The sequence below is a fragment of the Pseudomonas sp. UYIF39 genome (assembly GCF_029963765.1).
Lineage (GTDB): Bacteria > Pseudomonadota > Gammaproteobacteria > Pseudomonadales > Pseudomonadaceae > Aquipseudomonas.
This window is the reverse complement of the sequence record NZ_JALBYU010000030.1, coordinates 45699-67770: the sequence shown is the minus strand read 5'-3', so window position 1 is coordinate 67770 and position 22072 is coordinate 45699. Positions and strand designations below refer to the sequence as shown.

The following is a 22072-nucleotide window of genomic DNA, read 5'->3' as shown; positions in this document are numbered from 1 at the left end:
AGTGTTCGATACGACACCGTGGCGCCGCCATCGCGAGCAAGCTCGCTCCCACATTTGGAATGCGTTCCCCTGTGGGAGCGAGCTTGCTCGCGATGAGGCCCGCGCAGACAACGACATAGTCAAGTCAGCCACCGATCCAGCGAACGAACCGATTCAAGCGTTTCCAGTCGCTGCAACTGCCCAAGCAATTCCACTGCCTGCCCCCGCGACATCACCCGCACCGCCAAACTGAAAAACTTCTCCTCCAGCGCCGCATCACTCAGCGGATTCCCCGGAGCACCCAGCGGCGGGTCGACACACAGGCTCGCCTGCCGACCGTCCACGGTCCGCACGCTGACAACGGGCTCACCATCCTCTGACAGTTGCGGATCCACTTCAAGACGGATGCGCGACATCCAGTGAGCAATCCGTGGATCGCCCCGTTGTTCATCGTCATAAGCCTCTAACCGGCAATGGCCCTGGACCAGCCGCGCGGCGAGGGCATACGGCAGGCTCATCTGCGCTGCCGCCAGCGTACCGGCGTCACGCCCGCCGCACATGTCCTGCAGAAACCCGCACAACGACACCTGAACATCCTCGACCTGATCTGCGCTGACCTGCAGTTGATCCAGCAACAGCCCCAGCGCATCAATGGCTGAATGCGTTCCGCGGCACGCGGCGTAAGGTTTGATCGAGCAGCGAGCGAGCTTCCATACAACGCCCAGGTCGGCATCCAGCGCTTCAGGTTGTGCAGTCTCACCAGCCAAAGTCTTGAGAAACCCGCCCCAGACATCGTCGAACAACTTCGTTGGACCGGTGATGCCTTGTTGGGCAAATCGTGCTGCCAGCAATCCACCTTCGGCGGCACGCCCCGTGTGAAGTTTTTTGCTTTGCGAACCGTCGTGGATAAATGCCCACAACCCGCCACTGAAACTGCCGGCAATGCCCAGCGCCGAGATGGTTTGCCCAATATCCAGTCCGAGAATTCGCGCACTGGCCGCCGCCGCACCGAACACGCCGCAGGTGGCGGTGGAGTGCCAACCGGCGCTGTTGTGCGCCGAATAACTACCGCAGGCTTCGAGCACCCGGCGGCCGATTTCATAGCCAATCACCACGGCCGTGATCAACTCCCGGCCATTCACCGGTTTTCCAGACATCGACACTGCTGCCATGACCGCCGGCAGCACCACCGCGCCGGAATGGTCGCAGCCACCGGTGGCGTCCAGTTCCAGGGCATGGGCGGCGACACCATTGAGCATGGCGGCCTGAGCCGCGCCGGTTCGCTGATCGGTGCCCCAGATCACCGTGCTCCCGAGTTCACCGTCGAACACCTGACATGCCTGTTTGGTTACCTCGCTACCAGCCCCGGCCAACGTCGCGCCGGAGGTGTCGAGTATGTGCCGCTTGGCTTGGGCCACCAGTGCGGGCGGCAAGTCTTCGAATCGGGTGTCGACGCAGAACTTCGCCAGGCGTTGCATCCGCTCGGTCATAGGAGGTAATCCCGATAATGGCGCTCATACACCGAGGCCGGATGATCCTCGGTCACCGGCAGCGCCGATTTTGCCCACCAGTCAGCGACCTCGGCCCCCGTGGCGATCCACACGTCATCGTGCTGTTGAATCCCCTCAAGCAACTCGCGCAACACGCCAATCCGCCCGGGTGTCGCAATGATTTCCGGGTGCAGCCGCAGCACATAACACAAACCAAACCGGTGAAACCCGGCGAAGTCCATTTGCAGGTTGCCCAGGGTGTGGCTGTAAGAGGCGATCCGCGATTGCGCCGGCGGCACGGCCGGGCTCAGGTTGAAAGCGAAGTAGGGTTCGTCTTCCAGTTCGTAGTGCAACGGCAGTTCGATGACGTCCGGCGCGGTCGGATGAGCGAATGGCAAATCATCACCGCGCCACGACGATGACCAGCGAATGCCGTGATCCTTTAACGCCTCGATGAAGCCCGGCGCACCGTTGCCGGCCGGGATGCGAAAGCCTGTTGGACGCTGGCCAGTCAGCGCGGTTAACGCCTCACAGCCTTTGGAAATCTCGACGCTTTGCTCGTTGAGGCTCAGGGTGTCGTAGTTCTGATGGCGATACCCGGCGCAGGCAATCTCATGCCCACCGGCCTGGATTGCCCGAATGTGCCCGGGGTTTTCCTCGGCGACGATACCGGGCACAAACCAGCTGCTGGAAACCCCCAGTTCTTCGAACAAACCGAGCAACCGGTCGACGCCGCGCGCAGTGCCATAGCGCCAGACCGACAGCGTCTTGTCGCGCCCGGCGACTTCCGGGGCCTGAGTGAGGATGCCGTGGATGTCGTTGTAATCGACGGTCAGTACCACAGCGCAGCGGTACCCTTTGGGCCAGACAGTGGAATCAGCCATGGTGATGCTCCTTCAGCCACCACTGGGCGACATCGCGGCACGTGGCGAACCACACGTCATCGCGCTGGCGCATGTGTTCGAAGAGTTTTTCCAGCAGCAGAATGCGTCCCGGTTTGCCGGTGATCTTGGGGTGGAACAGGGTGGTCAGGCACAACCCTTCGTTCATGGCGCCGTCGTACTCGCGGCACCAGTTATCGAGCGTCAGCGCGTAGCTGGCGGTGCGGTCCAGCCCGGAAGGAAAGTCCGGCGCGCGGGTGTAGGCGAGGGAGGCGTAGTCGTCCATTTCCCAGCGGCCGGGGATTTCCACCAGCGGTGTGTCGTGACCCGGCACTTTCACCAGGTACGGCCGGTCATCGCCGCGCATGCTGCTGGAGTAGGTCACGCCGGCTTCCACCAGCATCGCCGGGGTTTCGGCCCGCCAGTCGCCGGACGGGGTGCGGAAACCTTCGGCGTGGATGTTCAGGTGTTTCCAGAACACCTCGCGGGATTTCTTCATCACGTCCTTTTGCTGTTCCAGCGTCAGGGCGTAAAAGGATTCGTGTTTGTAGCCGTGGTAGGCCACTTCATGCCCGCGCTCGACAATCGCCTGGCATTGTTTCGGCCAGTTCTTCACGACCCAGGCCGGGACGAAGAACGTCGTCGGGATCCGGAACTCATCGAGCACATCGAGGATTCGTGGTAGCGCGCGGTAGGGGCCATAACCGCCGAAACCGAAGTACTCGGGCTTGCGCCAGATCGAGCCGTTGAGCATGGCATCGCCGGTCGGGCCATCGAGGTCGAAAGCCAGGGCGAGGCAAGCTTTGTGCTGGTCGGGCCAGGTGGGTTGAGCAGAGGCAGACATCAGTGGCACTCCGTACATTTGTAGGTAACACGCAACCCCTGTGGGAGCGAGCTTGCTCGCGATAGCGGTGTGTCATTCAACATCAATGTTGACTGGCATGGCCTCATCGTCGGAACGCCGCCCGGAGCAAGCTCGCTCCCACAGGTACTACATTCATCCCTTACAGGTTTACTTGCCGGCGTTGATGGTCACAGTCTTGATCGCACCCAGTTCCAGGCCCCATTTCTTCAAAATGGTCTGGTAGCTGCCGTCATCCACCATGCTCTGCAACGCGACCTTCAACGCTTCACTCAGCTCAGGCTTTTTCTTGCTCACGCCCAGCCCGGTGAACTGCTCGGAGATCGGCAGGCCCACGGTTTTGTACATGTCCTTTTCCTGAGTCTTCAGGTAGGACAAGGTCTCGCTGCCCTGCATCGCCGCATCGATTCGGCTCTGACGCAATTGCGCACGGGCATCGGCCGAGCCTTCGGTGCCGATCACGTTGATCGCAGGCTTGCCGGCGGCTTCGCAGTTGGCCTTGCTCCACTCGGCGATTTCCGCCGGGAAGGTGGTGCGGCGGCTGGTACCGACTTTCTTGCCACACAAATCAATGATCTCGTTGAAATCCTTGTTTTTCTGCAAGGTGTAGAACTGCGGACCGCTGGTGAAGTAGTCAACGAAGGTCACGCTAGCCTGGCGTTCGGCGGTGTCGGTCATGCCCGACATCACCATGTCCACGCGGTCGGTGGTCAGCGCATTGATCATTTGCTCGAAGCCGGTTTCCTGCCATTTGATCTTCACGCCCAGACGTTCGGCGAGGGCGTTGCCCAGGTCGTAGTCGAGCCCGGTGAGGGTGTTGGTGGCCGGGTCCTTGAAGTCCATCGGCGGGTAGTTCGGCATGATCGCCACAACGACCTCGCCCTTGGCCTTGATGCTGGCCGGCAATTCGGCGGCGAAGCTGAAGCCTGAGGCCATGACGCCTGCGAGTACTACGGGGATAACGAAGTTCTTCATGGTCGTTCTCTTATGAGTGTTGTGAGCGCCAAAGGACGCTTAGGTTCGAACGGCAGAAATGAAGCTTTGGGTGCGCGGGTTTTGCGGACTTATTAGTATTTCTTCGGGGCTTCCAGCCTCCACGATCTGCCCGCCGTCCATGAACACCATGCGGTTGGCGACTTCGCGAGCGAAGCCCAGTTCATGGGTGACGACGATCATGGTCATGCCGGTTTGCGCGAGGTCGCGCATCACCGACAGCACCTCACCGACCAGTTCCGGGTCGAGTGCCGAAGTGGGTTCATCGAACAGCATCAGCTTGGGCCGCATGGCCAGTGCCCGGGCAATGGCGACGCGTTGTTGCTGACCGCCCGAGAGTTCGATCGGGTAGCTGTTGCGCTTGTCGGCCAGGCCGACGCGAGCGAGCAGTTCCACGGCTTCTTCATGCGCCTCTTTGGGCGAACGCTTGAGCACCTGGCACGGCCCTTCGATGATGTTTTGCAGCACAGTCATGTGCGGGAACAGGTTGAAACGCTGGAACACCATGCCGGTGGACAAACGCTGACGGGCGATCTGCGACTCGTTGAGCTCGTGCAGTTTGTTGCCGACAACCCGGTAACCCACCAGTTCGCCGTCGACCCACAGGCCACCCTTGTCGATCTTTTCCAACTGGTTGACGCAACGTAGCAAGGTGCTTTTTCCGGAGCCCGACGGGCCGATGATGCACAACACTTCGCCTTGCTCGACTTCGATGTTGATGTCCTTGAGCGCGTGAAACTGGTCGTAGTACTTGTTCAGGCTCACGGCCTTGACGATGCTTCTCATGTTGAACTCCTCAAGAACGCTTGCCGGCGCCGCGAGCGAAACGACGCTCCAGACGGCTTTGACCGAAGGACAGGACGGTGACCGTGGCCAGGTACCAGATACCGGCGACGATCAGCAGCTCCATCACTCGGGCATTGGCGTAGTAGATGTTCTGGGCGTTGTAGAGCAGTTCCGAGTACTGGATGACGCTCGCCAGCGAGGTCATCTTCACCATGCCGATGAACTCGTTACCCACCGGCGGAATGATGACCCGCATGGCCTGGGGCAGGATGATCCGGCGCAGCGCTTGCAGGCGCGGCATGCCGATCGACTTGGCGGCTTCGTACTGCCCGGTGTCCACCGACAACAGGCCGGCACGCACCACTTCAGCGGTGTAGGCGCCCTGGTTGATGCTCAAGCCGAGGAGGGCAGCCACGAACGGCGTCATCAGGCTCACGGTGTCCATTTCGAACAGGCCGGGGATGCCGATGGTGGGGAAAATCAGCGCCAGGTTGAACCACAACAGCAGTTGCAGAATCAGTGGCGTGCCGCGAAACAGCCAGGTGTAGGTCACCGCCACGTAGCGCAGGATCGGGTTGGCCGACATGCGCATGATCGCCGTGATCACCCCGAAAACAATGCCCAACGCCATCGCCAGCACCGCCATGACGATGGTGTTGAGCAAGCCCCACATGATCGCCTGGGAAGTGAGGAACTGGCCGATGTAGGACCACTCGATCTTGCCTTCGGCGAAGGCCCGCACCAGCCCGAGAATCGCAATGACGATGACGGTGGCGAAGAAAATCCGCCCGTAGTAACGCCGTGGCACATGGTGGTACTGGGTAATATCGAACTGGTTTTCCGCCAGTTTGCGCTCCGCCTGGAGTCGTTCTGCCTGAGTCTGGCTCATGTTGCTTCTCCGTACGCTGTTCTTTCAGATCCAACTCAATCCCTGTGGGAGCGAGCTTGCTCGCGATGGCGTCGGCACATTCAACATCAATGTGACTGACCCACCGCTATCGCGAGCAAGCTCGCTCCCACAGGTTTTGTGTCGTGGCTCAGAGCCGGAAACCCTGATAGTTCTCGGTCCATTCGTGCTGCGCAACCAGGGCGGTTTTCAACCGGCCGATCTGCTCGCGCACCTGTTGCGGTGCGGTGCCACCCCAGCCACTGCGGGCGGCGATGGCGGCTTCGAGGGTCAGGGCTTCGCGCACTTCAGGCGTCAGGCGCGGATCAATCTCGGCCAACAGTGCCGGCGAGGCTTCCCACAATTCGATGTCGTGTTTCTCGCAGGCCTGGACCAGCGCGCCGGTGATTTCGTGAGCTTCCTTGAACGGCACGCCGCGCATGGCCAGCCAGTCGGCGACTTCGGTGGCGAGGGTGAAGCCCAGAGGCGCCTGACGACGCAGCTCTTCGACGTTGACCTTCATGGTCGCGACCATTCCGGCCATGGCGGGCAGCACCAGCAACAAGGTGTCGACACTGTCGAGCACGCCGTTTTTGTCTTCGCTCAAGTCGCGGTTGTACGACAGTGGCAGGGATTTGAGGGTGGAGAGCAGACCGGTCAGGTTGCCGATCAAGCGACCTGCCTTGCCCCGCGCCAGTTCAGCGATGTCCGGGTTCTTCTTCTGCGGCATGATCGAGCTACCGGTGGCATAAGCATCGTCCAGTGCGACCCAGCGAAATTGCCGCGACGACCACAGGCAGAACTCTTCGGCGAGGCGGGAAATGTTGATCCCGAGCATGCTGGCAATGAACAGGAATTCGGCAACGTGATCGCGGCTGGCGACGGCGTCGATGGAGTTTTCACACACGCCGCTGTAGCCCATTTCCTTGGCGGACTGCTGCGGCAGGCGCGCGATGGCCGAACCGGCCATGGCCGCCGCGCCGAGTGGCGACAGCGAAGTGCGATTGTCCCAGTCCACCAGGCGTTGCACGTCACGCAACATGGATTGGGCATGGGCCAGCAAGTGGTGGGCGAAAACGATCGGCTGGGCCTGCTGCAGGTGAGTGAAGCCAGGGCAGATGCTTTCGATGTGTTGCTCGGCTTGATCCACCAGTGCTTGTTGCAGGGACAGGACTTCAACGGCGAGGGTACGGACGTGATCACGCAGGAACAGGCGCAGGTCGTTGGCGGTTTGGTCGTTGCGTGAACGACCGGCGCGCAGCTTGCCGCCGAGGGCGCCGAGGCGTTCGGTCAGCAGACGTTCGATAAAGGTGTGGACGTCTTCGTCGTCCAGGGTCGGTGCGACGCTGCCGGCGCGGAAGTCATCACCGATGCATTCCAGGGCATCGAGCATGGTCAGGGTTTCTTGTTCGCTCAGCAGCCCGGCGCGCTGCAATTCACGGGCATGCGCCTTGGAACCGGCGAGGTCATACGGGGTGAGGCGAAAGTAGCGCTCGGGGCAACGGGACAAGGCCGCCAGGGCGTCGGACGGGCCGCTTTTGAAGCGCGCACCCCAGAGACGGTCGGTGGTTTGAGACATTGTTGTTTTCCTCGTCGGTAAAGCGAACTGAAATCGATGTGCCGGGCTTGTAACCGTTACCGGGGTCTAAAAAAATCAACCGGACGTGGTTAGGCCAAAGCAGTTTTCAAGAGGGCAGTTGCATCGTTGCGAGAGCTGATCGAAGTGTCAGCTTTTAGTAGTTCGAAATCAGTGAGTTGGCACTGATGTGCGGGATTTATTAGCGGTTGCCAAGCCTGGTTTTCTGTGGTCATTATTATTTACCAGCACTATTTTTGTTGTTGGACACAGGTTGTTGAATAGGGCGTCAGAGGTAAATAGGCATTATGGAAACCCCACTTTCCAATTCCGGAAACCCGCCGCCAAAAACGGGCCATCGGGCACCGCTGAGCCTCAGCGGTCTGGACTTCAAACTGCTCAAAGTGTTCAAGGCCGTGGTCGAGGCCGGCGGCTTCAGTGCTGCCCAGAACGAGCTGAATGTGGGACTGGCAGCCATCAGCAAACAGATCTCCGACCTGGAGATCCGCATCGGCATGCGCCTGTGTACCCGCGGCCGCGAGGGTTTTCACCTGACCGAAGAGGGTCGCCTGGTCTATCAGGCATCCATTGATTTATTTGCCTCGGTCGACAACTTTCGTGATCGACTTAGTTCAGCGCAGAACGAACTGATCGGTGATCTTGGTGTGGGGGTTATTGATAATACGATTTCCGATGTTAATTCACCGTTAGTTGCTGCGCTTAGAAGAATTAATGAAGAGTCGCCTAAAGTAAGGTTTCAACTTCAGGCGTCGCAACTGGATGAAGTGGAAAGAGGCGTCGTAGAGGGACGGTTAGTGGCAGGTATTGTCCCTGTTTATCAGAAGCGCGAAGAGTTTGATTACTACGCGCTTTATGAAGAATGTTCCGAGGTTTATTGTGCGGTCGGTCATCCGTTATTCACGGTGCCGGACGCAGAAATCGGCAGTCATGTGCTCAAGGATTACGAGTGCATCAACCACCGCTACGCGATCCATCGCGACAAACTGAACTTTGCTCACTACGACAGCTTTTCCGCCTCGGCCAGCCAGGTCGAAGCGGTGGCATTGTTGATCAAGACCGGGCGTTTCGTGGGTTTTTTGCCCCAGCATTACGCCGCATCAATGGTGGCGCAGGGGCAGTTCCGGGCGGTGCGTCCGGACCTCATCAACATCGTCACGCCGTTCAATCTGATCCTTCGTCACAACATTGTGCGCAGTCCGCTGGTCAAGGCGTTTGCCCAGGCGTTGGGGGTTGATTTGAAGGCGCAGCTCTAAGGCGCAAGCGCATCGCACAACGCCGTTCACCGGGTAAACCGTGGTCGACTTCGTCGTTCAATACAGTCGCCAATCGCGGACCCCATTGTGCTGGGTTCAATGTTTCAAAACCCAGGCGCTGATAAAACGGTTCATTCCACGGCAAGTCGCGGAACGTGGTCAGCGTCAGACCATAGAGTTCCCGATCCCGGACATGCGCAACCGCCGTTAACAGTAACTTGCGACCCGCGCCCCGGCCCTGGAAGCGTTGTCTGACGGACAGTTCCTGAATATGCAGTTCGTTGTCGACTTCAACAGCGCTGAGAAACCCAATAAGTACGCCGTCAGGGGTTTGCGCGACCCAAATGTCATCCGTCTCGATTGCCCGTTGATGTTGTTCGGCATCGGTCACCTGCGCATCGGCAAGCCAAGCCAGCGAAGGGTCGCAGCGAAACAACTCGGCCGCCGAACGTTCAATGGCAGGCAGGGCAAAAGCATCGGCAAGTCGGGCACGGCGAATAATGAAGTTCATGCGGGCGACTGTAGCAGCTGTCGAGCCTGCGAGGTGTGGTGAGGGGGTGGTGTGGTGAGGGGATTTATCCCCGTTGGGCTGCGAAGCGGCCCTGTTTTTTCCAACCGCACCGCGTCCAATGGATTACGACTGCTTCGCAGCCGAACGGGGCGGTGCGACGTTTCGCTAAATCCCCTCGCCACAAGGCAGCTACAGGGGATTGAGGTGCAGCAGGACGTAATCGTTTTTGTCGAAACGGCCGCTCAACACGTCGGAGCCCTGTACCCAGCGTCGATTCACTTCGACACGCCGTTCAATTTGATCTGGCGCCATAACACTGTGCGCAGTCCGTTGGTGAAGGCGTTTGCACCGTTGAAGGTTGATTTGAGTATGGTGGGGTGGGGACTAATTAGAGTAAAAAGCTTTATTCTCCTTCAAGTTTTCTAAGCTCTTTAGGTATGATTTTTACGCAATAGGCTGACACAACAACAAAGGATGTAACTACCACTACTCTAGCTGCGAAAACGTCCAGTTCAAAAAAATAAACTATTAATAGTGAAATCCAGGCTGTATGAAAGCCAGCACATCCAAGGGTAAACAGAAGCATTCGAATAGTTGAAATTATTTTTTCCAAGGCAAGCATTTGACTTTCCATTTTACGGGGCATGCAAGTGAATGTAGAAAAATGCAGCCAAATGCAATCCAGCCTATAAATGGATGCGCTGAAATTATGTCGGGACGGTAGCCTAGATATGGAAAGTCATTGTTCTGAACAATATCTATATATGGGACTACGAACAAGGCGTTGAACGCAACACCGAAGTAAAGTTTGGTGTTGTTTAAGTTGCTGCCAGATAGGCGAACTCTTATGGCGTAAGCAGCACTAATTCCGCCGACAGCCAGTATCGGAAAAATCCATGCGATCACTTTTCCACCTCTTCAGACAGCTGCTTTACAGTTTGAAGGTCTGTATAAATTTCAAAACTTAATGCGCCTGCACCCATGTTTTTATACGATCGCACATAGTCAGTTCTAACGTACCTAAACAATCGCCAAGCATCCGGCTTTAATACATGCCGCCCCAGCCCATAGATAGACAACCCAATATCTAATGACCCATAGGCAATGTTGCCTTCCCTCTCAGATTGGCCAAACCCCTTAGCTATCGCTTGATAAACCTTGCGGGTCGGCCCCTCCGTATCAGTGCGGTCCTCCAAAAGGTTACGGCCATTTTCATAAACATTATTCGCACCATGGAGCATCATCGGTCCACCAAGAAAAAGGCACAAAGTACCCGCTGAGCCATAGCAAATCCCCGCACCTGTCAATATTTGCATTCCTCCAGCAACAGCGCCTGCGCCTTTTTTGGCAACTTCCCACGACTGGCTCAGCAAACTACTCTGTTCGTTCTTAATCTCCTTGAGACCCTGCTCAGCACTCTTCCGTCCCTGCGCCACATCATTAACAATCCCTCTCGCGTAGTAAGACACTTCGCGATTGAATTGCAGACGCAACGTCCCGTCATTTATATGTCGTGCGCCCAACGTGCAGGCTTGATTGGTTAAATTGCCCGCCGCCTTACTAACTGCCCAATAATCACAACTACTTGACTCGCAGCGGTTCTTTAATTGTCCCATTCGTTATTTCCCCATGAAGCGTACCCGCTGGTTCCTGCGAGGTGGTGTCTCCACGTGATTTCGCGATAACGAATAGCGACATGCTCTTGGGGTTCGGCGTCGTTTTGTAAAACCACATGGGGCATATCAAGTGTCAGGTCGGCAATAATGCCGCCTTCAATTTCAATGCTGAAGAATTTCTCCTGAAGACCGTACGAAGAAATCCGGTAGAAACTTATCGTGCAGCTAATTTCCTCTCTGCTAGATAGCGCTTGCGCGAGTAAAGGAGATGACTTGTCGACATTTTTTGTGATGACGAGCGGGCGGTGCGTCGGCTTATTAATGTTTCCTATATTGGACATGTTGTGACTGTACGACAGCACCATAATTTGATTGGTATGCGCTGTTTGACATTTATTTCCGATTGAATCTTGAGTTGAGCAACCCGCCGATATCAGTCCTTGAGTCTTCCCAGTGATGGTCATATAACCGTGATTAGCCATGTAGGTGCCGCTCCTCTTGTCGAGGGGCACCTTATTGAAAATGTCTTCGGGTATATGTAGGGCGTTTCCGGATGTCCGGTAGGACAAGAGCGAATCTGCGGGCGTAACGCGTTACAGAGTGTAATGCAGTAACACGTAATCGTTTTTGTCGAAACGCCCGCTCAACACGGGCGGCAATGCACCCAACGGCGTGCCCTGCAGGGCGCGGTAGTCGTTTTCATCCATCATCAACCACGCTGGCCGCTGAAGGTTTTCCAGTTCTTGGGTCGATTCAGTGAATACCGGCTGAAAGTCCTCGTCGATGTTGACCATGAACTTGATCGCCTTGGCGTCTTTACCCATGGCGTGCAACACCAGCGGTGCCGGGTCTTTTTGCACCAGCGCAAATGCCGCGCGGCTGAAGGTGCGGGTGTCGTAGAGCTGACGTTCGACAGGCTCGAAAACCAACACATACACCGACCACAGCGCCAGGACCGCGCAAAAGGCCAGTGTTTGCGCTCGCCAGCGCGGTCGTACAAGCACCGCCAGGGCAATGACTTGCAGCACGCCGAGAATGATCAGTATCGAAGTCAGCGTTGTCAGTTCATCGGGAAACCGTCGCTGGGCGACCAGCAGTCCGCCGATCAACAGGACAGGAACCACTAGCCACAGCCCTTGCATCAACCCCCGCAACCACTCGGATACCCGACCTTGCGCCACCTGAAACGGATACGCCGCAATGATCGCTGCCATGGGTAAAATCGGCAGCAGGTAACGGGCTTTTTTGGCCTGGGGGATCGAGAGCCCGACCATCACAATCAGGCTTGCCGCCGTGCAGTACTGCAACAGGCGTAACGCAGGTCCGGCCTGCCGAGGCGTTGTCAGCCAGACGGCGGCCAGTACCAGCAACGCCAACGGATACGCGAGCGCATAGTTGCCCACCGAGCCGGTGAAGTAATACAGCGAACCGCTGACACCTTCGCTGCCGTCCATACGCCCCATGAACTGCATGCGCACCACGTAGTGCATGAAGTCCGGGCCGCCGATGGTTTGCGCCAGCCACAGCAGCCCTCCGACGCACGCGGCCAGCAGTACGGCGGCCACCAGGCCAAAACCGAACAACCGCTGCCATTGTCGGTTGAGCATGTAGTAGCTGCACAGCATGCCAGTGGGAATCACCAGCCCGATCGGCCCGCGAATCCCGAAGCCCAGCAGCAGCAAGGCAAAGATCAGCCACCACCGACGCTTTGCTGCGAAATGATCGGGGGCATAGCCCAGGTAGAACACTGAAAAAGCCACCGCCGCAAGCATCAAGTCCAGGGACACGGCACGGGTTTCGGTGACAAAGGTGTTGGTCAGCAGCATCAGGGCGATGCTCAGCAACGCCCAACGCTGGGAGTAGGGCGCCACCAACCGGTACATCAACGTGACGATCACCGCCCCGGAAATGGCGCTCGGCAACCAGGCCGTCAGGCTGTTGACCTGCCCGAACGGCAGCGACAGCAGCCAGACGAACAGCGTCGAAAGCGCAGAGTAGTCCGCATACGGCTGGCCATAGGTGGTCGGAAAAAAAGACGGCCCGTGACGCAGCATTTCCTGAGCGAACAGGACAAAACGCGAATCGAAGCCAATCGATGTCTGCTGATACACCCCGGCGCTGAACAGCAGCAGAGCCAACAGCGCTATGCCTAGAGACTGTCGGCGGATACCGGGTGATACCGAAATCAAGCGATGACCGAAGCAGCGGGCCACTGCTGATGCGGAATCGGCAGATTGCGCGATTCACCGCGGCCCATCGGGAAGTACTTGAAACCAGCGCGGGCCAGGCGATCGGCGTCGTAGAGGTTACGTCCGTCGAAGATCACCGGTGCGTTGAGCCGCTGTTGGATCAGGTTGAAATCCGGGGCCTTGAACTGCTGCCATTCAGTGCAGATGATCAACGCGTCAGCGCCGGACAATACCGACTCCGGTGTGCCCATGAGCATCAACTTGGACTCATCGGGGTAGAGCTGCTGGGTTTCCTGCATGGCTTCCGGGTCGAACGCACGGACGTTAGCCCCGGCGGCCCACAGCGATTCCAGCAGCACTCGACTCGGTGCATCGCGCATGTCGTCGGTGTTCGGTTTGAACGCGAGTCCCCACACGGCAAAGGTCTTGCCGCGCAAATCGCCCTTGTAGAACGCGTTGATGCGCTCGAACAGTTTGTGCTTCTGGCGCTCGTTGATCGCTTCTACCGCTTTCAGCAAATCGTTGGAGCAATGCGCCTCTTCGGCGCTGTGGATCAGCGCACGCATGTCCTTGGGAAAGCACGAGCCGCCATAACCGCAACCGGGGTAGATGAAATGGTAGCCAATGCGCGAATCGGCACCGATGCCCAGGCGCACCGATTCGATGTCGGCACCCAGGTGTTCGGCCAGTTCGGCGATCTGGTTGATGAAGCTGATCTTGGTCGCCAGCATGCAGTTGGCGGCGTACTTGGTCAGCTCGGCGCTGCGCAGGTCCATGAACATGACGCGGTCATGATTGCGGTTGAAGGGCCCATAAAGGTCACGCATCACGTCGCGCACTTCATCGCGTTCGCAACCGATGATGATCCGGTCCGGGCGTCTGCAATCGGCCACGGCCGAGCCTTCTTTCAAAAATTCCGGGTTGGAGACGATATCGAACTGCAGCAAGCGGCCGACCTTGATCAGGCACTTATCGATATGGGCGCGCAAGGTGTCACCCGTGCCCACCGGCACCGTTGATTTCTCGACCAGAATCACCGGTTGTTCACGATGACGCGCCACGGCTTCTCCCACCGACAGCACATAACTCAGGTCCGCCGAACCATCGTCCCGGGACGGTGTACCGACCGCAATAAACAACACCTGGCCATGTTGCACCGCGAGTTTTTCGTCGGAGGTGAACTGTAGACGTTTGGCATCCAGGCTTTCGCGTACAAGGCTGGCCAGCCCCGGTTCGAAAATGCTCACGTGGCCTTGTTGCAACAGCTCGATTTTCTTCTCGTCAATGTCCATGCAGACCACGTCGTGGCCAACTTCAGCCAGGACGGCGGCTTGCACCAGACCGACGTAACCGCTACCAAATACACTGATTTTCATGGGGCATTCCTGAGCTCGGGAGCGCGAGCAGGGCGAGAGTTAATGGTGATGACACCGAGGATGACCAGGGCCACCCCGATGGTTTTTGAAAGGCTGAATGCTTCGTTGAACAGCGGCAGGCTGGCGGCCAGCAGGTACACCAGCGCGTAGCTGATGCTCAGCAGTGAATAAGCCCGGCCCAGCGGCAAGTCCCGCAGGGCGGCAAGCCAGCAGAGCATCGACAGGGCATAAGCGAGAATGGCGATCAGCACCACCGCAACAGCGGACAGATCGATGCGGGTGGTCAACCAGTGCTCGGGCGATGGCAGGCGGCTCATGCTCCAGCGCATGCCCAATTGCGCGGCACTGACCAGCAGCACGCTGCCCAGCGCGAAGGTAATTCCGCGACGCAGGTTCATGTGTGTTGCCCCAGCAGCACCACGCCACCGATCACCAGCGCCACACCCAGCCAGTGGCGACGGTCGATGGTTTCGTGGAAAACGAAGCGGGCAACCAGGGTGATCAGTACGAAGTTGAGGCTCAGCATCGGGTAGGCAATGCCGACTTCGAGGCGCTGCAACACCAGCAGCCACACCAGCAAGCCCAATCCCAGAGAGACGAGCGCCAGCCACAGCCACGGCGAACGCAGTTTCTCGGTCCAGCCCGACGCCTTGTCGCGCCAGCTTTCAACAGCGTATTTCTGGGCGATCTGGCCCAGGCAGGTCAGCAGGCAGGCGGCCAAGAGCAACAACAGGCTCATGACGCCTCCTGAGGAAAGATCAGAATCACAATGTTGCCTTGTTCATAACGCTTGCCATCCTTGGGCAGCCGTTCGATTTCGAGTAGTTCGTCGTCACCCTTGATGCGCATCACCACGCCGACCGAACCGCTCTGGCGGGCGTTGCGCATCCACGCTTGAACCTGGTTCGGATCGACTTGCTGTTGTGCGCCCTCAGGATAGGCGAGGCCATATTTCAGTTCGCCTATCGTGTTGTACAACGCCACGTCCGGGCGTTTCAGACGCCAGGCCAACGCCCCGGCGGCGCCTAGGTCGTTGCTCAGCAAGTGATCGGTCTGGCCGAGTTCCTGGGCATGCTCGAGGATGAATTGGTCGGGCATCTTGTTGGCGACCACCGACTCGGGTAGTCCGGCTGGCAACAAGGCGATCAGCAGCAGACTGCCGAAGGCCGGCGCTGCCCAGCATTGCAAAGGTCTGAAGGCTTGCAGCAGGTTGGCCATGATCCAGCCGGCCAGACCGATGAACACCAGCACCAGGTTGTGCAGTTCATGGTTGTAGAGCGGCTTTTTCAGTTGCAGGTAGACCAGGGCCACCAGGATCGTCAGGCCCAGCAGCAGGTTCAGCAGACCATTGATGCCCAGTACCCGACCTTGCTCAAGCTTCAAGCGGTCCGCTAGTGCGTGGCCCAGCAGCAATGCGAGCGGCAACAGGCACGGCAGGATGTAGCTCGGCAATTTGCCTTTGCTGAGGCTGAAAAACAGCAGCGGCATCAACAGCCACAACAACAGGAAAGCGATATTCGACTGACGTCGTGTCTGCCACGCCTGCCGCAATGCCGCTGGCAACAACGCCACCCACGGCAGACTGAACGCCACCAGCAACGGCAAATAGAACCACCACGGGGCGTCATGCTGGGCATCGTCCCCGGCGAAGCGGCGAATGTGTTCGTGCCAGAAGAAGAACCGCCAGTAATCGGACTCCTGGCCATGCACCGCCAAGACCCACGGCAAGCTGACGGCGATGGCCACGACAATCGCCAGCGGCCCGTAGATCAGCAGCTCACGCCAGCGTTTTTGCCAGAGCATCCAGGGCAGGGCGATCAACACGGGCAATAACCAGGCGAGGAAACCTTTGGTCATGAACCCCATGCCGCAGGCCAGGCCTAACCCGGCCCAACTGATCAGGCGTTGGGTGCGGTCGACGCTGTCCACCGCAAACCACAAAGCGACCAGACTCAAATTGACCCAGAACGTGAATTGCGGATCGAGATTGGCGTAGCCCGCCGCGCCGGCGATTACGGTGAGACTCATGTACAGCAGCGCGCAGGCAAAACTCTTGCGCGGCTCGTTCCACAGCCGGCGTGCGATCAGGTAGCACAGCAACACGCTCAGCCCGGTACTCAGGGCGGAGGCAAACCGCACGCCGAACAGGTTCTGGCCAAACAACGCCTGGCTGGCGGCGATCATCCAGTAACCGGCCACCGGTTTTTCGAAATAGCGCAGGCTCATGAAATGCGGCGACACCCAGTTGCCGCTCAGGAGCATGTCCTGGCTGATCTGGGCGTAGCGGGTTTCGTCGGGAATCCATAAGCCATGGCTGCCCAGCGGCAGCAGATACGCCAGAGCGAAGATGGCCAGCAACAACGGCAATGCCCAACGCTGGCTCATACACCTTGCACTCCCAACCAGCCTTCGCGTCCTTCGAGGGTGCCGCGTAGTACCCGGCCAACCGGCAAGGTGTCGGGGGCCTCGGGCAGCAGATCGCCCAAGGGTTGAAAATGGATGTTTCGCTGGCGCGCATCGGCCAGCAGTTGACGAAAATCGTGGGCCATCAGAATCCCTTCTACTTCGGCATGGATCGTGTAGACGTTGAGTTTTTCGGGGTTGAAGCGATCAAGAATGAAGGCGTTGAAGTCCTTGGCCGCCACGCTGGGGCCGACCACCTCATCGAACGTCGGCAGGTCCACCGGAATCTGCGGCGCACCCAAACCGCCATTGGACAATCTCGGCTGGAACAGGCTCTGGCCCCGGCAATCGCTGTTGTAGCGAAAGCTGAACGCCTGCTTGGCCTCGATCACGCGCTCGTCTGCCCGCCACCCGGCGGACGCCGAGCATTCGACGTTTTGCCCGAGGATGTCGGCGAGGGTGTCAACGCCCCGACGAAGGTGCTCGAGCAGTTGCTTGTCGCTCCAGCGCCCGGCATTGGCCTGCCAGCCATGGTGATCCCAGGCGTGCAGGCCGACTTCATGCCCGGCTGCCGCGGTTTGACGCATCAAATGCCCGAGATCACGGCCGATCGGTTTGCCGGGCCACGCGGTGCCAGCCAGCAAGATGTCCCAGCCGTACAGGCCGGCCGCGTTGGAACGGAGCATTTTCCAGAGAAACTGCGGACGGATCAGGCGCCATAAATGACGCCCCATGTTGTCCGGCCCGACACTGAAAAAAAACGTCGCCTTGACCTGCGCTTCATCGAGGATTTCCAGCAGCCGCGGCACCCCCTCACGGGTGCCTCGGTAAGTGTCGACATCAATCCGCAGACCTGCCCGCATCAGCGCTTGTCCGCGATTTCGAGCATGGCCTCGCGCAAGAAGAAGTCCAGCGTATTACCGATGGTTTCACTCATCTGCACGGTCGGCGTCCAGTCCAGCAGGCGCTTGGCGTTGGCGATGCTCGGCTTACGATGGGACACGTCCTGATAGCCGGTGCCGTAGAACGCTTTGCTTTCGACATCGCGGAACCCGGCGAACGGCGGGAAGTTGTCGCGCAACGGGTGCGCTTCGAACTGACGCAACAGCTCTTCGCCCAACTGGCGGATGCTGGCTTCGTTGTCCGGGTTGCCGATGTTGATGATCTGGCCGTTGCAGGCGTCGTTGTCGTTGTCAATGATCCGCGCCAGCGCTTCTACGCCGTCGGCAATGTCGGTGAAGCAGCGTTTTTGCTCACCACCATCGAACAGGCGAATCGGCGTGCCTTCCACCAGGTTCAGGATCAGTTGGGTGATCGCGCGGGAACTGCCGATACGCGCCGAGTCCAGGCGGTCGAGGCGTGGGCCCATCCAGTTGAAGGGACGGAACAGCGTGAAGTTCAGGCCTTTCTGGCCGTAGGCCCAGATCACCCGGTCGAGCAGTTGTTTGGAGATCGAGTAGATCCAGCGCTGCTTGTTGATCGGACCGACGATGAGGTTGGAGGTGTCTTCGTCGAAGTTCTGGTCCTGGCACATGCCATAGACTTCCGAGGTCGACGGGAAGATCACGCGTTTGTTGTATTTGACGCAGTAGCGAACCAGTTTCAGGTTCTCTTCAAAGTCCAGCTCGAACACCCGCAGTGGGTTGCGGGTGTACTCGATCGGCGTGGCGATCGCCACCAGTGGCAGGACCACGTCGCACTTCTTGATGTGGTATTCGATCCACTCGGAGTGGATGCTGATGTCGCCTTCGACGAAGTGGAAGTTCGGGTGACTGCGCAGGCGCTCGATGGCGTCCGAGCCGATGTCCAGGCCATACACCTCGTATCGGTCGTCGCGCAGCAGACGCTCGGACAGGTGGTTACCAATGAAGCCGTTGACGCCGAGGATCAGCACACGGGTGCGACGCGGGGCGCGACCGGACTCGGCGCCACGCAGCACGGAACCGTCCACCAGACCCAGTTCGTTGGCCAGTTGCGGGCCACTGAGGTACAAACCGTTGTCGTTACGCTGGCCGGCGGTGATTATCAGGGAGTCTTCGCCGCAGGCGATGCGCAGTGGGTCGACACTGATGACGCGCCCCGGTGCCTGACCTTCATTGCCTTGGGCGACTTCTGCGTTCCAGACAATCAGCTTGTGCTCGCCCACGGCGCAGAAGGCGCCCGGGTAAGGCTGGGTGACGGCGCGAACCAGATTGAACAGTTCTTCCGCCGGTTTGTTCCAGACCAGTTTGCCGTCGGCTGGCGTGCGACGGCCAAACACCGTGGCCTTGGATTCGTCCTGTGGGGTTTCGTTGACTTTGCCTTGAAGCAACGCCGGTAGCGTGTCACGCAGCAAGTCGGCAGCGGCCAGACGCAATTTACCGTGCAGGCTCAGCGCCGTGTCGCTGCGCTCAATCGCCACCGTTTTCTGGGCGAGGATTGCGCCCGCATCGGCCCGTTTGACCATGCGGTGCAGGGTCACGCCGGTTTCGGTTTCGCCGTTGACCAGCACCCAGTTGGCCGGCGCACGACCACGGTAACGCGGCAACAACGAACCGTGCAGGTTGAAGGCGCCTTTGCTGGCGGTGGCCAACAGAGGTTCGCTCAGCAGGTTGCGGTAGTAGAACGAGAACAGGTAATCCGGGTTGAGCTTGCTGATGCGCTCGATCCACAGCGGGTGGTTGGCATCTTCCGGGGCGTGCACCGGGATGCCCTTGCGTGCGCACAGTTGCGCAACCGAGCCGTAGAACGCGTTTTCCTTTGGATCATCGGCGTGGGTAAACACAGCGGCAATTTCAAAGCCCGAGCTGAGCAGGGTTTCGATGCCGGCACAGCCGATATCGTGATAGGCGAAAACAACAGCTTTTGCACTCATGAGAGAACCTGATCGGAAGAAGTGGAAGTGAGGCCGTCAACGGTGACAACGGGAGCCGGGGCAGTAGATTGGCTACGCAGAACCTTTTCGATAAAGAACCGGGGACGGGCGCGCACATCGCTGTACATGCGTCCCAGGTACTCGCCCAACAGACCCATACCGATGAACTGGCCACCGGTGAAGATGAACAGCACGGCGAACAGCACGAATGTCCCGTCGCCGGCCCAATGGGCGCCGAAGACCAGGCGCAGCACGATCAACGTAAAGGCAAACAGCACGCCAAGTGCCGCCATGCCGAAGCCGACGATGCTCAGCAAACGCAGGGGCGTGGTGGTCATGCAGGTGATCAGGTCGAACATCAGATTGACCAGGCGCATGGGGCTGTACTTGGATTCCCCGTGTTCGCGCTCGGCGTGGAGCACGAGGATTTCCGTGGTGTGCCGGGCGAAGCTGTTGGCGAGGATCGGGATGAAGGTGCTGCGTTCACGGCAGGCGAGCATGGCGTCGACGATGGTCCGCCGGTAAGCGCGGAGCATGCAGCCATAGTCGGTCATGGCGACGCCGGTGGAGCGCTGCACGGCCAGGTTGATCAGCTTCGACGGCCAGCGGCGCAGCGCTGAGTCCTGACGGTTGTTGCGCACGGTGGCAACGACGTCATAACCCAGCTCGGCCTGAGCCACTAACCGCGGGATCTCTTCGGGAGGGTTTTGCAGGTCGGCGTCGAGAGTGATGATCACATCACCTTTGCACTGCTCGAAACCGGCCATGATTGCCGCGTGCTGGCCGTAGTTGCGGTTGAGAATGACCGCCACCACCGGGCTGCACACGCGATTGGCAGCGTCTTCGAGGATCTGCGCCGAGTTGTCGCGGCTGCCGTCGTCCACCAACACAATCTCGTATTCATGGTGCAATTGCTGACACGCCGCTTCGGTGCGCCGTAGCAACTCGGGCAGGCTGTCTTGCTCGTTGTAGACCGGGATGACGATCGACACGCAATGGATCGGGTAAGGTTTCACAGGTTTGCGTCCAAAACGTTTTCAATGGCACTGACCACACGATCGACGTCATCGGTGGTCATGTCGGGGAATAACGGAATCGAGCACAGCCGTGCCGAGTTCCATTCAGTGTTGGGCAGATAGATGTTGGGGAAGCGCTGGCGGTAGTAGGTGTGGAGGTGAGTGGCGATGAAGTGAATGCCAGTGCCGATGTTCTGCGCTTGCAGGGCTTTCATGAACGCTTCACGGTCCATCCCGCAGCGCTCGGTGTCGATACGCAGGATGAACAGGTGCCAGGCGTGCTGCTGCGCATAGGCTGGAAGCGCCAGGGGCTGCACCGGCAAACCTTCCAGTCGCTGCAAATAAGTGCCGGCCAGCTCGGTGCGTTTGGCGTTGATTTCGTCCAGTCGCTTCAGCTGTACCAAGGCAATGGCGGCATTGATGTCGGCCAAGTTGTACTTGAAGCCGGGCTCCATGACCTGAGCCTGAGGTTTGCGGCCGTGGGTCAGGCGATCATAGGCATCGACACCGAGGCCATGGAACTTGAGCATGCGCACACGACTGGCCAGGGCTTCATCGTCACTGACAAACATGGCGCCTTCGGCGCAGGTCATGTTCTTGATAGCGTGGAACGAGAAGATTGCCGTGCCTTTCGCGCCGACATGACGACCTTTGTAGAAGGTGCCTGCGGCGTGAGCGGCGTCTTCGATAACGGGGATGCCGTGTTTGTCGGCCAGCGCATAAAGCGGATCGAGATCGAACGCAGCACCGGCGTAATGCACCGGAATGATGGCTTTGGTGCGCGGCGTGATCGCTGCTTCGATGCTGGCCAGGTCACTCATCAGCGTGTCGCGATCAACGTCGACGAACACCGGTGTCGCGCCCAACAGGCAGATCATGTTGGCGGTGGACACCCAAGTCTGCGACGGAGTGATGACTTCATCGCCCGGACCAATTCCCAATGCCAGTAACGTGATGTGCATCCCGCCGGTGGCCGAGGACAGTGCCACGGCATGACGACATCCCACATAGTTGGCGAATTGCTCTTCCAGTTCCTGGTTTTTCGGCCCGGTAGTGATCCAGCCCGAGCGCAATACTTGCTCTACGGCGGCAATTTCTTCATCGCCGATACTGGGGCGGGAGAAGGGGATAAAAGCCTGACTCATGGGCACCTCTGGGCTGAAGAGTGACTAGCCGGTGAGGCTAAGTAAAATTTGGATCCAGTGCAAGCGTAGACGCTAAAACGAAAGCTGCATCAATTAGTTACAGCAAATACCTGACCATTCACATAGGTTGACATTTTCTGCCATGGTCGGCAGCTTGATCCCTCGCAAAGATGACAGGGCGGATCCAATGAGGTTATTCCCGATTTTGTGAAAGGAACATGAAAAACCGGTCGGC

The 22072-nt window shown here is 58.8% G+C and carries 21 protein-coding genes; 1 reads left to right on the top strand and 20 read right to left on the bottom strand.

Translation table 11 applies throughout. From position 1 onward, the window contains the following. Nucleotides 1-119: 119 nt before the first annotated feature. The 7 genes from MO767_RS27355 to argH all read right to left on the bottom strand — a co-directional run bounded on the left by MO767_RS27355 (nt 120) and on the right by argH (nt 7456). On the bottom strand, nt 120-1469 hold the full coding sequence (locus MO767_RS27355; protein WP_282483078.1) for an MmgE/PrpD family protein: 1350 nt from the start codon (nt 1467-1469) through the stop codon (nt 120-122). Further along, nucleotides 1466-2353: a polysaccharide deacetylase gene (locus tag MO767_RS27350; RefSeq protein WP_282483077.1), complete on the bottom strand. Its 888-nt coding sequence runs from the start codon at nt 2351-2353 to the stop codon at nt 1466-1468. The genes MO767_RS27355 and MO767_RS27350 overlap by 4 nt, the downstream gene beginning before the upstream one ends. Next, nucleotides 2346-3194, bottom strand: coding sequence for a polysaccharide deacetylase (locus MO767_RS27345; protein WP_282483076.1), 849 nt, complete (start codon nt 3192-3194; stop codon nt 2346-2348). The genes MO767_RS27350 and MO767_RS27345 overlap by 8 nt, the downstream gene beginning before the upstream one ends. A gap of 168 nt (nt 3195-3362) precedes the next feature. After that, nucleotides 3363-4187 carry an ABC transporter substrate-binding protein gene (locus MO767_RS27340; RefSeq protein ID WP_282483075.1) on the bottom strand — a complete coding sequence of 275 codons (825 nt, stop codon included), beginning with the start codon at nt 4185-4187 and terminating at the stop codon, nt 3363-3365. 39 nt (nt 4188-4226) lie between these two features. Continuing rightward, nucleotides 4227-4991: an amino acid ABC transporter ATP-binding protein gene (locus tag MO767_RS27335; RefSeq protein WP_282483074.1), complete on the bottom strand. Its 765-nt coding sequence runs from the start codon at nt 4989-4991 to the stop codon at nt 4227-4229. Nucleotides 4992-5001: 10 nt separating this feature from the next. After that, nucleotides 5002-5880, bottom strand: coding sequence for an amino acid ABC transporter permease (locus MO767_RS27330; protein WP_046047004.1), 879 nt, complete (start codon nt 5878-5880; stop codon nt 5002-5004). 148 nt (nt 5881-6028) lie between these two features. Next, a complete protein-coding gene (gene argH / locus MO767_RS27325; protein WP_282483073.1) occupies nt 6029-7456 on the bottom strand; it encodes an argininosuccinate lyase in 1428 nt (475 codons plus the stop codon). A gap of 305 nt (nt 7457-7761) precedes the next feature. Here argH and MO767_RS27320 point away from each other — a divergent pair, with 305 nt between their 5' ends. Further along, nucleotides 7762-8727, top strand: coding sequence for a LysR family transcriptional regulator (locus MO767_RS27320; protein WP_282483072.1), 966 nt, complete (start codon nt 7762-7764; stop codon nt 8725-8727). Here the strand turns inward: MO767_RS27320 and MO767_RS27315 are convergent. The 13 genes from MO767_RS27315 to arnB form a co-directional block, all read right to left on the bottom strand. Beyond that, on the bottom strand, nt 8678-9238 hold the full coding sequence (locus MO767_RS27315) for a GNAT family N-acetyltransferase (RefSeq protein ID WP_282483071.1): 561 nt from the start codon (nt 9236-9238) through the stop codon (nt 8678-8680). The two genes, MO767_RS27320 and MO767_RS27315, sit on opposite strands and share 50 nt — an antisense overlap. A 403-nt stretch (nt 9239-9641) precedes the next feature. Continuing rightward, nucleotides 9642-9860, bottom strand: coding sequence for a hypothetical protein (locus MO767_RS27310; RefSeq protein WP_282483070.1), 219 nt, complete (start codon nt 9858-9860; stop codon nt 9642-9644). A 280-nt stretch (nt 9861-10140) separates the two neighbouring features. Further along, nucleotides 10141-10854 carry a DUF4225 domain-containing protein gene (locus MO767_RS27305; protein WP_282483069.1) on the bottom strand — a complete coding sequence of 238 codons (714 nt, stop codon included), beginning with the start codon at nt 10852-10854 and terminating at the stop codon, nt 10141-10143. Continuing rightward, nucleotides 10842-11336: an Hcp family type VI secretion system effector gene (locus MO767_RS27300; RefSeq protein ID WP_282483068.1), complete on the bottom strand. Its 495-nt coding sequence runs from the start codon at nt 11334-11336 to the stop codon at nt 10842-10844. Before MO767_RS27300 ends, MO767_RS27305 begins: the two co-directional genes overlap by 13 nt. Nucleotides 11337-11447: 111 nt before the next feature. Further along, nucleotides 11448-13043 (bottom strand): phospholipid carrier-dependent glycosyltransferase, encoded by a 1596-nt coding sequence (locus MO767_RS27295; protein ID WP_282483067.1) that lies wholly within the window; start codon nt 13041-13043, stop codon nt 11448-11450. After that, entirely contained in the window at nt 13040-14419 is a 1380-nt protein-coding gene (locus MO767_RS27290; protein ID WP_282483066.1) for a UDP-glucose/GDP-mannose dehydrogenase family protein, read from the bottom strand. The genes MO767_RS27295 and MO767_RS27290 overlap by 4 nt, the downstream gene beginning before the upstream one ends. Beyond that, nucleotides 14416-14817 (bottom strand): 4-amino-4-deoxy-L-arabinose-phosphoundecaprenol flippase subunit ArnF, encoded by a 402-nt coding sequence (gene arnF / locus MO767_RS27285; protein ID WP_282483065.1) that lies wholly within the window; start codon nt 14815-14817, stop codon nt 14416-14418. The genes MO767_RS27290 and arnF overlap by 4 nt, the downstream gene beginning before the upstream one ends. Then, entirely contained in the window at nt 14814-15158 is a 345-nt protein-coding gene (arnE, locus tag MO767_RS27280; protein WP_149627962.1) for a 4-amino-4-deoxy-L-arabinose-phosphoundecaprenol flippase subunit ArnE, read from the bottom strand. The genes arnF and arnE overlap by 4 nt, the downstream gene beginning before the upstream one ends. Beyond that, entirely contained in the window at nt 15155-16804 is a 1650-nt protein-coding gene (arnT, locus tag MO767_RS27275; protein ID WP_282483064.1) for a lipid IV(A) 4-amino-4-deoxy-L-arabinosyltransferase, read from the bottom strand. The genes arnE and arnT overlap by 4 nt, the downstream gene beginning before the upstream one ends. After that, nucleotides 16801-17685: a 4-deoxy-4-formamido-L-arabinose-phosphoundecaprenol deformylase gene (arnD, locus tag MO767_RS27270; protein ID WP_282483063.1), complete on the bottom strand. Its 885-nt coding sequence runs from the start codon at nt 17683-17685 to the stop codon at nt 16801-16803. Before arnD ends, arnT begins: the two co-directional genes overlap by 4 nt. Further along, complete coding sequence (gene arnA, locus MO767_RS27265; protein ID WP_282483062.1) at nt 17685-19676, bottom strand: bifunctional UDP-4-amino-4-deoxy-L-arabinose formyltransferase/UDP-glucuronic acid oxidase ArnA; 1992 nt, start codon at nt 19674-19676, stop codon at nt 17685-17687. The genes arnD and arnA overlap by 1 nt, the downstream gene beginning before the upstream one ends. Further along, nucleotides 19673-20692, bottom strand: coding sequence for an undecaprenyl-phosphate 4-deoxy-4-formamido-L-arabinose transferase (arnC, locus tag MO767_RS27260; protein ID WP_282483061.1), 1020 nt, complete (start codon nt 20690-20692; stop codon nt 19673-19675). Before arnC ends, arnA begins: the two co-directional genes overlap by 4 nt. Continuing rightward, entirely contained in the window at nt 20689-21837 is a 1149-nt protein-coding gene (arnB, locus tag MO767_RS27255) for a UDP-4-amino-4-deoxy-L-arabinose aminotransferase (RefSeq protein ID WP_282483060.1), read from the bottom strand. The genes arnC and arnB overlap by 4 nt, the downstream gene beginning before the upstream one ends. Between the last annotated feature and the right edge of the window lie 235 nt (nt 21838-22072).

What these genes read in the sequence shown, in the direction of transcription:
- MO767_RS27290 (WP_282483066.1), bottom strand. Translation starts at nt 14,419, where the DNA reads ATGAAAATCAGTGTATTTGGTAGCGGTTACGTCGGTCTGGTGCAAGCC.
- arnT (WP_282483064.1), bottom strand. Translation starts at nt 16,804, where the DNA reads ATGAGCCAGCGTTGGGCATTGCCGTTGTTGCTGGCCATCTTCGCTCTG.
- arnD (WP_282483063.1), bottom strand. Translation starts at nt 17,685, where the DNA reads ATGCGGGCAGGTCTGCGGATTGATGTCGACACTTACCGAGGCACCCGT.
- MO767_RS27300 (WP_282483068.1), bottom strand. Translation starts at nt 11,336, where the DNA reads ATGGCTAATCACGGTTATATGACCATCACTGGGAAGACTCAAGGACTG.
- arnB (WP_282483060.1), bottom strand. Translation starts at nt 21,837, where the DNA reads ATGAGTCAGGCTTTTATCCCCTTCTCCCGCCCCAGTATCGGCGATGAA.
- arnE (WP_149627962.1), bottom strand. Translation starts at nt 15,158, where the DNA reads ATGAGCCTGTTGTTGCTCTTGGCCGCCTGCCTGCTGACCTGCCTGGGC.
- MO767_RS27330 (WP_046047004.1), bottom strand. Translation starts at nt 5,880, where the DNA reads ATGAGCCAGACTCAGGCAGAACGACTCCAGGCGGAGCGCAAACTGGCG.
- MO767_RS27340 (WP_282483075.1), bottom strand. Translation starts at nt 4,187, where the DNA reads ATGAAGAACTTCGTTATCCCCGTAGTACTCGCAGGCGTCATGGCCTCA.
- MO767_RS27315 (WP_282483071.1), bottom strand. Translation starts at nt 9,238, where the DNA reads ATGAACTTCATTATTCGCCGTGCCCGACTTGCCGATGCTTTTGCCCTG.
- arnF (WP_282483065.1), bottom strand. Translation starts at nt 14,817, where the DNA reads ATGAACCTGCGTCGCGGAATTACCTTCGCGCTGGGCAGCGTGCTGCTG.
- argH (WP_282483073.1), bottom strand. Translation starts at nt 7,456, where the DNA reads ATGTCTCAAACCACCGACCGTCTCTGGGGTGCGCGCTTCAAAAGCGGC.
- MO767_RS27310 (WP_282483070.1), bottom strand. Translation starts at nt 9,860, where the DNA reads ATGCTTGCCTTGGAAAAAATAATTTCAACTATTCGAATGCTTCTGTTT.
- MO767_RS27350 (WP_282483077.1), bottom strand. Translation starts at nt 2,353, where the DNA reads ATGGCTGATTCCACTGTCTGGCCCAAAGGGTACCGCTGCGCTGTGGTA.
- MO767_RS27345 (WP_282483076.1), bottom strand. Translation starts at nt 3,194, where the DNA reads ATGTCTGCCTCTGCTCAACCCACCTGGCCCGACCAGCACAAAGCTTGC.
- MO767_RS27335 (WP_282483074.1), bottom strand. Translation starts at nt 4,991, where the DNA reads ATGAGAAGCATCGTCAAGGCCGTGAGCCTGAACAAGTACTACGACCAG.
- arnA (WP_282483062.1), bottom strand. Translation starts at nt 19,676, where the DNA reads ATGAGTGCAAAAGCTGTTGTTTTCGCCTATCACGATATCGGCTGTGCC.
- MO767_RS27320 (WP_282483072.1), top strand. Translation starts at nt 7,762, where the DNA reads ATGGAAACCCCACTTTCCAATTCCGGAAACCCGCCGCCAAAAACGGGC.
- MO767_RS27305 (WP_282483069.1), bottom strand. Translation starts at nt 10,854, where the DNA reads ATGGGACAATTAAAGAACCGCTGCGAGTCAAGTAGTTGTGATTATTGG.
- MO767_RS27355 (WP_282483078.1), bottom strand. Translation starts at nt 1,469, where the DNA reads ATGACCGAGCGGATGCAACGCCTGGCGAAGTTCTGCGTCGACACCCGA.